11 protein-coding genes are annotated in these 9,400 nt (G+C 51.5%); 10 read left to right on the forward strand and 1 reads right to left on the reverse strand.

The features are described from left to right. Positions 1-64 precede the first annotated feature (64 nt). From ccmA to CAG65_RS17230, 10 genes are all read left to right on the forward strand, one after another. A complete protein-coding gene (ccmA, locus tag CAG65_RS17185; RefSeq protein WP_161454404.1) occupies positions 65-685 on the forward strand; it encodes a cytochrome c biogenesis heme-transporting ATPase CcmA in 621 nt (206 codons plus the stop codon). 2 nt (positions 686-687) lie between these two features. Then, positions 688-1,356: a heme exporter protein CcmB gene (gene ccmB, locus CAG65_RS17190; protein ID WP_021703894.1), complete on the forward strand. Its 669-nt coding sequence runs from the start codon at positions 688-690 to the stop codon at positions 1,354-1,356. Positions 1,357-1,483: 127 nt separating this feature from the next. Next, on the forward strand, positions 1,484-2,236 hold the full coding sequence (locus CAG65_RS17195) for a heme ABC transporter permease (protein ID WP_161454405.1): 753 nt from the start codon (positions 1,484-1,486) through the stop codon (positions 2,234-2,236). Between the two features lies 1 nt (position 2,237). Then, complete coding sequence (gene ccmD / locus CAG65_RS17200; protein WP_021703896.1) at positions 2,238-2,444, forward strand: heme exporter protein CcmD; 207 nt, start codon at positions 2,238-2,240, stop codon at positions 2,442-2,444. After that, positions 2,441-2,926 (forward strand): cytochrome c maturation protein CcmE, encoded by a 486-nt coding sequence (gene ccmE, locus CAG65_RS17205; protein WP_021703897.1) that lies wholly within the window; start codon positions 2,441-2,443, stop codon positions 2,924-2,926. The genes ccmD and ccmE overlap by 4 nt, the downstream gene beginning before the upstream one ends. Beyond that, positions 2,923-4,881 (forward strand): heme lyase CcmF/NrfE family subunit, encoded by a 1,959-nt coding sequence (locus CAG65_RS17210; protein WP_161454406.1) that lies wholly within the window; start codon positions 2,923-2,925, stop codon positions 4,879-4,881. The genes ccmE and CAG65_RS17210 overlap by 4 nt, the downstream gene beginning before the upstream one ends. Continuing rightward, positions 4,882-5,436 carry a DsbE family thiol:disulfide interchange protein gene (locus CAG65_RS17215; RefSeq protein WP_021703899.1) on the forward strand — a complete coding sequence of 185 codons (555 nt, stop codon included), beginning with the start codon at positions 4,882-4,884 and terminating at the stop codon, positions 5,434-5,436. Next, positions 5,433-5,918, forward strand: a complete 486-nt coding sequence (locus tag CAG65_RS17220; RefSeq protein ID WP_161454407.1) for a cytochrome c-type biogenesis protein — start codon at positions 5,433-5,435, stop codon at positions 5,916-5,918. The genes CAG65_RS17215 and CAG65_RS17220 overlap by 4 nt, the downstream gene beginning before the upstream one ends. Further along, the gene (ccmI, locus tag CAG65_RS17225; protein WP_021703901.1) at positions 5,915-7,132 is read left to right on the forward strand and encodes a c-type cytochrome biogenesis protein CcmI; all 1,218 of its coding nucleotides are present in this window, start codon (positions 5,915-5,917) and stop codon (positions 7,130-7,132) included. Before CAG65_RS17220 ends, ccmI begins: the two co-directional genes overlap by 4 nt. 73 nt (positions 7,133-7,205) lie before the next feature. Continuing rightward, on the forward strand, positions 7,206-7,961 hold the full coding sequence (locus CAG65_RS17230) for an MlaA family lipoprotein (protein WP_040902229.1): 756 nt from the start codon (positions 7,206-7,208) through the stop codon (positions 7,959-7,961). A 44-nt stretch (positions 7,962-8,005) separates the two neighbouring features. Here the strand turns inward: CAG65_RS17230 and CAG65_RS17235 are convergent, their stop codons facing one another. Beyond that, positions 8,006-9,304 (reverse strand): outer membrane protein transport protein, encoded by a 1,299-nt coding sequence (locus CAG65_RS17235; protein WP_040902230.1) that lies wholly within the window; start codon positions 9,302-9,304, stop codon positions 8,006-8,008. Between the last annotated feature and the right edge of the window lie 96 nt (positions 9,305-9,400).

Consider the following 9,400-nt stretch of genomic DNA (forward strand, 5'->3'; position numbering starts at 1 on the left):
ATTCTGTTTAGTCTTAAGTTGGCTGTGTTAAACTTAGCGCTCTGATTTCGCACTTAATTAACGCATGCTGGAAGTAAAACAACTCACGGCCATCCGTGATGAAAGAATTCTCTTCGAATCCCTCTCTTTTACCATACAATCGGGCGAACTGGTTCAGATTGAAGGGCGTAATGGCACAGGGAAAACCACCTTGCTGCGTATCATCGCGGGTCTGGGCGATCGTGATGATGGACAAGTGTGTTGGAATCAACAAACCATAGAAAACAGTCGTGATGAGTATCATCAGGATTTACTCTTTCTCGGTCATCAGACCGGGGTCAAGCGTGAGCTGACCGCATACGAAAACCTGCGTTTTTATCAGTCACTGCATGCCACTAATCTGCTTACTCGAGATGACATTTACTTTGCTCTGGCGAAAGTTGGTTTGGCGGGGCGAGAAGACGTACCTGTGGCGCAGTTGTCCGCGGGCCAGCAACGCCGCGTTGCTCTGGCGCGTTTGTGGCTAAGTGAGCATAAGTTATGGATTCTGGACGAACCTTTGACGGCCATAGATAAACAAGGAGTCAAAGTGCTGGAAGCTTTGTTTCTACAACAAGCGGAAAAGGGAGGCATTGTTATTCTGACCACGCATCAGGACATGTTTGCTGACAATCCCAAACTGCGCAAAATTAAGTTGGGAGACTGAGCATGATCGCTGCCATGACCACCATTGTCCGCCGTGAACTCCTTATCGCATTCCGTCGTCAGGCCGACATTTTTAACCCGCTGTGGTTTTTCATTATTGTTATTACCCTCTTTCCGCTTAGCATCGGCCCAGAGCCAAGCTTGCTCGCCCGCATTGCAGCGGGCATCGTATGGGTGGCTGCCTTGTTGTCCGCGCTGCTTTCGTTGGAACGTTTGTTCCGTGATGATTTTCAGGACGGATCACTGGAGCAAATGATGCTGATGCCGGTCCCGCTACCGATCGTGGTGATCTCCAAGGTCATGGCGCACTGGCTTTTGACGGGCTTGCCCCTAATCCTGATCAGTCCGCTTTTGGCGATCTTATTGTCACTCGATTTTAATACCTGGCTGGCTGTGGTATTGACCCTGCTGGTCGGTACGCCGACTCTGAGTTTCATCGGCGCCATTGGCGTTGCGCTGACGGTGGGCCTGCAAAAAGGCGGTGTGCTACTGAGCCTGTTGGTTTTACCGCTTTATATTCCAGTTTTAATCTTTGCCACTTCTGCGATTGATGCCGCGTCCCTTAACATGGCGTATAACGGGCAGTTAGCGATTTTGGGGGCGATGCTGGCAGGGGCGACCACTTTGACGCCGTTTGCGATCAGCGCTGCTCTCCGGGTAAGTGTAAATTAGGTCGACTGGATCAAAGTTAAAGACAATAAAAGCAATTATAAAATGTGCCCGCGTTACATTAGTGTGAAGTTTGTCACCAAGCACTGGGGACGCGTTCAACAATACGAAGTAAGAGTGAGAACAAGCAATGTGGAAATGGCTTCATCCCTACGCCAAGCCCGAATCTGCGTATCAGCTGTGCGGTAAATTGTTACCCTGGTTTGCCGCATTAGCACTGGTGTGTTTAAGCATCGGTACAGTTCTGGGGCTGGCTTATGCACCCGCAGACTATCAACAGGGCGACAGTTTCCGGATCATCTATATCCATGTTCCCGCAGCGATTTGGTCGATGGGGGTCTACATGTCGATGGCCATTGCAGCCTTCATCGGTCTGGTGTGGCAAGTGAAGCTGTCTGATATGGCGGTATCGGCCATGGCGCCAATTGGTGCGGTATTTACCTTTATTGCGCTGCTAACGGGGGCTATCTGGGGTAAGCCGATGTGGGGCACCTGGTGGGTGTGGGATGCGCGTCTGACGTCTGAATTGATTCTGTTGTTCCTATATCTGGGTGTTATTGCCCTGTCGCATGCGTTTGATGACCAGAAGACTGCCGCGAAAGCAGCTGGCATTCTGGCGATTGTCGGTGTGGTTAATCTGCCGATCATTCACTTCTCTGTCGAGTGGTGGAATACCCTGCATCAGGGCGCCACCATTACTAAGTTTGAAAAACCGTCGATTTCCAGTGACATGCTGTGGCCACTGCTGCTGAATATTTTTGGCTTCGCGTTCTTTTTCGGCGCGGTCACCATGGTGCGTTTGAGAAATGAAATCATCAGTAAAGAAAGCCACCGCCCTTGGGTGGTGACTCTAGCAACCGCAAAAACCGGGCGAGGTGAGTAACATGCATTTTGAATCGCTGAGTGATTTTTTTGCCATGGGCGGCTACGCCGGCTATGTGTGGAGTGCGTTTGGCATTACTTTCCTGGCTCTGCTTATTCTGTTGCTGGTCAGTCTTCGTCGCGGCCAGCGCTTGCTGCGAGACGTTCAGGCAAAAGTGGAACGTCAGGCTCGAATTGATGCGGCTAAAAATATGGAGAACACCTTATGAACCCAAGACGTAAAAAGAGGCTCGGAATTGTTCTGGCGATCTTTGTTGGCATTGCGGCAACAGTGGGCCTTATCCTGTATGCACTCAATCAGAATATGGATCTGTTTTACACGCCGACTGAGCTGGTGAACGGAAAACCGGACGGCACGAAGCCAGAAGTCGGTCAGCGTTTGCGTATTGGTGGCATGGTCGTCAAAGGTTCCGTGAAACGCGATCCGGAGTCTCTACGGGTATCGTTCTTATTGCATGACGTTGGCCCGAAAGTCACGGTGGTTTACGACGGTATTCTGCCGGACCTTTTTCGTGAAGGGCAGGGGATTGTGGCGCAAGGCGTGTTAAAAGATGCCACGACGGTCGAAGCTTTCGAAGTGTTAGCGAAACACGATGAAGAATATATGCCACCGGAAATTGCAGAAGCGATGCAGAAAAACCATCAGCCTCTGAAGTACACCGAACAACAAAAACAAGGAAGCGGTCAATGATTGCTGAGATAGGCCATTTCGCCTTAATCGTGTCGCTGGCACTGGCAGTGCTGCTGAGCATTCTGCCATTGATGGGCGCATCGCGTAACAACACGATGCTGATGAATACCGCCCGCCCGCTGTCCTGGGGCATGTTCGTATTGTTGATGCTGTCATTCTGTGTTTTGCTGTGGGCCTTCTACACCAATGATTTCACGTTGCAGTATGTGGCCAGTAACTCAAACAGCCAACTGCCGTGGTATTACCGGCTAACGGCCGTTTGGGGGGCTCACGAAGGTTCCCTGTTACTCTGGGTCCTGATCCAGGCGGGCTGGACCGTGGCGGTGGCGACATTCAGCCGTGGCATGCCGCAGGAGTCGGTGGCCCGTGTTCTGGCGGTAATGGGCATGATCAGCGTTGGCTTTTTACTGTTCATTATAGTGACGTCTAACCCGTTTATCCGTACCTTACCTTTCTTCCCGATCGACGGCCGCGATCTGAACCCGCTACTGCAAGACCCCGGGCTGATCATTCACCCGCCGATGTTGTACATGGGGTACGTTGGTTTCTCGGTGGCGTTTTCGTTTGCCATTGCATCACTGATGACTGGTCGGCTTGATACAGCCTGGGCTCGTTGGTCGCGTCCGTGGACTACCGCTGCCTGGTTATTCCTGACATTGGGCATCGCTCTGGGATCATGGTGGGCCTACTACGAACTGGGCTGGGGCGGCTGGTGGTTCTGGGATCCGGTCGAGAACGCATCTTTCATGCCTTGGTTGGCGGGCACAGCGCTAATGCACTCATTGGCGGTGACAGAAAAGCGCGGCACGTTCAAAGCCTGGACGGTCTTACTGGCGATTTCGGCGTTCTCTTTGAGCCTGCTTGGCACATTCCTGGTGCGTTCGGGTATCTTGGTTTCGGTGCATGCGTTTGCATCCGATCCGTCTCGCGGTATGTTTATTCTGGGGTTCCTGGTGTTTGTAATTGGGGGCTCGCTGCTTCTGTTCGCACTCAAAGGTGCGTCAGTACGTGTGCGAGGCAATTTTGAACTGGTGTCGCGTGAAAACGCGCTGCTGGCCAACAACGTCCTGCTGATTGCTGCCTTAGTGGTGGTGCTGGTAGGGACGCTGCTGCCATTGGTACACAAGCAAATTGGCTTAGGCTCTGTGTCTATTGGGGCTCCGTTCTTCAATATGTTGTTTGCCTGGTTGATGATTCCGTTCGCCTTCCTGCTCGGGATTGGTCCGCTGCTGCGCTGGAAGCGCGATAATCTGACCAAGCTGGTCAAGCCGATGCTGGTGTGTGGCGCGATTTCTCTGGCTGCCGCCGCCGCTCTGGTCCAACTGCTGTCGCCTCACTTCAGTAACATGGCGTTCATTGGTTGGGTGATGGCATTCTGGATCATTCTGATGCACGGCGTGGAGCTGTATGAGCGAGCGACGCACCGTCATGATTTCTTCACCGGTCTGAAGAAACTGCAGCGCAGCCATTGGTCGATGATGCTGGCGCACATCGGATTGGCGGTGACGGTTATTGGTATTGCCATGGTGCAGAATTACAGCATCGAACGCGATGTACGCCTTGCTCCGGGTGAGCACTATCAGATTGAAGGTTACGACTTCTACTTTGCTGGGCTGCGTGACAAAGACGGCCCGAACTACGACGGTTATATTGCCGACTTCGAAGTCACTCGCGACGGACAATATGTTAATACGCTGCACGCCGAAAAACGTTTTTACCGTACGGCTCGTTCAATGATGACTGAAGCGGCCATCGATCGCGCCGTGACCCGTGATCTGTACATTGCGATGGGAGAGCGCTTGGATGACAACAAATCCTGGGCGGTGCGCATTTACTATAAACCGTTTGTGCGTTGGATCTGGGCCGGTGCCCTGTTGATGGCGCTGGGTGGTGCTCTGGCCATCAGTGATAAACGTTACCGTTTTCGTAAAACGGTAAAAACTCAGGAGGCGTAAATGAACAAGAAAATTCTTTTTATTCCATTGCTTGCTTTCCTGGGGTTGGTGGCAGTGTTTGCGACTCAACTGGTGAAAAATTCAGAAGGTGATGATCCAACGAAACTGGAGTCAGTACTGGTTGGTCAACCGGTACCCGATTTTCGTCTGGAAGATCTGGCTGAACCCGGCAAGTTGTACGACCAGTCGATTTTTAAAGGTGAGCCGCTGCTGCTGAACGTCTGGGCGACCTGGTGTCCGACTTGTTACGCCGAGCACCAGTACCTGAATCAACTGGCGGGCGACGGCGTTAAGATCATCGGTATGAATTACAAAGATCAGCGTGACAAAGCCGTGAAATGGCTGAATGAACTGGGCAATCCGTATCTGATTAGCCTGTTCGACGGCGACGGCATGCTGGGGCTGGATTTGGGCGTGTACGGTGCACCGGAAACCTTCTTGATCGATGCTAACGGTGTGATTCGTTATCGCCATGTGGGGGATGTGAATCCGCAAAACTGGAAGACTCAGTTGCAACCAATCTATCAGTCAATGCTTGAGGAGGCGCAGCAATGAAAAAATGCCTCCTAGCTATCGTTGCCAGCCTGAGTATTTCAACACTGGCCATGGCTGCCATTCAGGTATATGAATTTGATACACCAGAGCAAGAGCAGCAATTTAAAGAGTTGAGCCACACTCTGCGTTGCCCGAAATGTCAAAATAACAGCATCAGCGATTCCAACGCGGAACTGGCGCAGGATCTGCGTCAGAAAGTCTATGAGATGACCAAAGCTGGCAAATCTAAGCAGGAAATCGTGGATTACATGGTGGCACGCTACGGCAACTTTGTGACCTATAACCCCCCGTTTACAGCATCGACATCGATTTTATGGCTTGGCCCGTTGGTGGTGATCGTGATCGGTTTTGGGGTGATTGTCCTGCGCAGTCGACGTAGCAAAGTACGAGTGACTCAGACGGAAACTTGGGATGACGAAAAAGAATCGCGGCTAAAAGCCTTGCTGGATGAAGAGAAGAACGACGGAGATAAGCAGTCATGACACTATTTTGGATTTCCACGGTGGCGCTTGTCCTGATCGCGGTTTTCTTTATCGCGATGCCGATGATCAAGAAAAAAGTCAACAACGATGCCGCGCTGCGGGACGAACTCAACAAAGCGTTTTATAAAGACCGTCTGTCGGAACTGGAAGAAGAAACTGAGGAAGGGCTGGTAGATGATCAACAGGATTTGATTTCCGACCTCAAACAGTCGTTGCTGGATGATATTCCGGGTGGTGATAAACCGAACTCTGACAACACGGTATCGACTCGGGCCATTCTGATCCCGTCGATTCTGTTGGTGGTGGGCCTGTCCTACGCGATGTATTTCAAATTTGGTGGGAGTCAGCAGGTCGAGCATTGGCAACAGGTGAGTGAAAATCTGCCGGCATTATCAAAAAAACTGATGTCACCACAAGGCGTAGCCCTGACGGAAGACGAGATGAACGATCTGACGCTGGCGCTGCGTACCCGCTTACATTACCAACCCAACGATTCGACCGGTTGGTTACTGTTGGGACGGATTGGTCTGGCTAACCGTGACGTGGAAACCGCTACAGGTTCGATGAAACACGCGTATGATCTAGAGCCGGATAACGACGACGTCAAGCTGGGCTATGCACAGGCACTGATGTTGTCGCCGGATGAATTCGATCAAGACAAAGCTCGTGAGTTATTGGGCACCTTGCTCAAAAAAGACTATGTTGATATTCGGGTATTCTCACTTTTGGCCTTTGATGCATACGAGCAACAGGATTATGCTGGGGCAGTGAAATACTGGACCATCATGCAGCAGATGATTGGGCCGGACGACGAGCGTTATGAAATGCTGACCCGCAGCATTGCCAATGCGAAAAAGCAGATGGGGCAAGCTGTAGGCGAAGGAAAATCGGTTTCGGTGACCATCTCATTGGCACAGGGTATCAGTGCTAACCCTGATGCGGCTTTGATTGTTTCGATTCACAGTGCCGATGGTGCGCCGATGCCAGTTGCGGCAGCACGCTATCCACTGGGAGCTTTCCCGAGAACGGTTGTTCTTGATGACGGGAACAGCATGGTACAGGGGCGCAAGCTGTCGGATCTGGACAACATTATGGTGCGGGTCCGGATTGATGAAGACGGCAATGTCGCAACGCGTGATGGTGACTGGTATGGTGAGAGCCAAGCGGTGAAATTAGGCGAACCGGTTGCAGTTGAGATTAATAAACAGTATTAATAGCCAGCAATTGCATTTAATGAGCCAATAGGCCGGTGCATGCATCGGCCTTTTTGTATGGAATAGAATAATTATGATGACTAAAAAGTCACGATTTTTGTCAGCGGCAATGAGTTGTCTCCTGGTTGTGGGCTGTACCAGTGCACCTGAATACGCCGAGCCCAACCCTAAGGTGAATGACCCAATCGAAGGGTTTAACCGGACCATGTGGACGTTCAACTACGACTACCTGGATCCCTATTTTGTCCGACCGGTATCTCTTGGTTACGTCAATTACGTGCCGACACCGGTGCGCAGCAGTATTGCCAATTTTCTCTCTAACCTGGATGAACCATCCAGCGTGATCAATAACCTGATCATGGGAAACGGCAGCAAGGCCGTGGACCACTTCACCCGCTTTTTCCTCAACAGCACATTTGGTATTTTTGGTCTTTTTGATATCGCTTCTGAAGCCGGTATCACCAAATACGATGACAAAGCATTCAGTGATGCCGTCGGTCATTATGGGGTGGGTAATGGTCCTTACGTGATGGTGCCTGGCTATGGGCCATGGACGGTGCGTGAATCGACCGATGTGGTGGACGGTTTGTACCTGCCTCTGTCATACCTAAATATCTGGGCCGCAGCGGGTAAATGGGCGCTGGAAGGCATGGAGACTCGGGCCGCGTTAGTTTCTCAGGAAGCTGTATTAGAAAACTCACCGGATCCGTACGCGCTGGCGCGTGATGTCTACCTGCAACGTCGTGATTTTACTGCAGAAGCGCAAAGCGATGAATACAGTGAAGACGAAGAGCAGTATCTGGATGAATATTTGGACGAAGAGTTCTGAATAAAAAAGGCTTGGTAAACCAAGCCTTTTTTATTGGATCGGGATCAGAAGCGGTAGTTTGCCTGAACACCCACCAACCAGACGCTGCCGGATATCTCACCGACAAACTGGCCGCCGACATCCTGAGCTGCGTCATCCGAAGGGTAGCCACGCGACTCAACAATGTCTGCGTCTTTAGCGATGATATAAGTAAAGCCCGCATCTAAGTTGAAGTTCTTCGTGACGTCGTATGAGGCGCCGACACTTAGCCAGGTGCGGTCGGTTTCCGGAATGGTGATGGTGCGGTTTTTATCGCTGACTGCCGATGTGTCGTACGCCACACCAGTACGCAGTGCCAGTTTGCTATCAAGCTGATACGTGGCCCCGATAGCGAAACGATAGTTGTCCCGCCAGTTTTCTTCTTTCACCATCTGCTTGCCAATCACATCCAGGTCCGCTTCCAGTTTTTCGAAAGCGCTCCAGTCGGTCCAGTTGATGCTGGCATGCATGGCCAGACGATCAGTCAGCTGGTGGAAACTGGCCAGTTCCGCGGTCGCAGGCATAGGTAGCTCCATAGAGCCACTCAGACGTTGGCCATTTTGCAGGCCAAAACCGATGCCTTCCGCGTGGCCTTCCAGATCCAGTTTGACTTCCGATTTATAGGCAAAGCCAATACGGTGGTTTGGGTTGATCTGCCATGCTGCCCCGGCCTGCCAACCCCATGCATCGGTATCACCTTCCATGTACTTCAGCGTCGTGCCTTGCTTGAGTATGCCTTGAGTGGCCAGTTCCGTCTGGGCTGGTACTGTTGCACCGAAATGACCTTCACCACGTACGTAGCGCAAACCGCCGCCCAGGCTCACCGCCGGAGTCACTTTGTATGCGATGTTGACGTTCGCTTCCATGGTTTTCACCATCGCTTCATTGCCAAAGTGGGAGCCGGAAAAGTCATTCGACAGTTCGGTTTCCATGCCGTAGTTGGTGTTTAGTGCTAAGCCGAGGAACAGGCGCTCACTCAGTTGGTGCGACAAGTAAAAGCTTGGGATGAAGGCATCGTGAGCAAAGTCATCTGAGGATGCCGGCAACTGCTGTCCGCTTGCGTTAATGTGGCCGTCGATATCGACGTTTGGATCCACATAAATCACACCGGCTGAAGTTTGTGTGCCTGGCAGGTAGGTCATCATGGCTGGGTTGCGCCATTGAGCACCGGCATTGTCGGCCATTGCTGCCTCACCGGCGTACGCGCGGCCTAGACCTGTTGCGGAGTATTCTGCTAGCTGAAAGCCAGCGGCCTGAGTGGTGGTGGTGAATGCGGTCAGGCCAAATGCCACGGCCAGTGACACAAGAGATTTATTTGTTTTCATTGTAAATGTTCGCTGAAACTGAATGCTATCAAGTCGAACGATCTTAAAGTTAGAGCGAAAGCTTTAAAAATAAAAATCACCTTAAGATTCTTTTTT

This window comes from Vibrio sp. V39_P1S14PM300 (assembly GCF_009904765.1).
Lineage (GTDB): Bacteria > Pseudomonadota > Gammaproteobacteria > Enterobacterales > Vibrionaceae > Vibrio > Vibrio proteolyticus.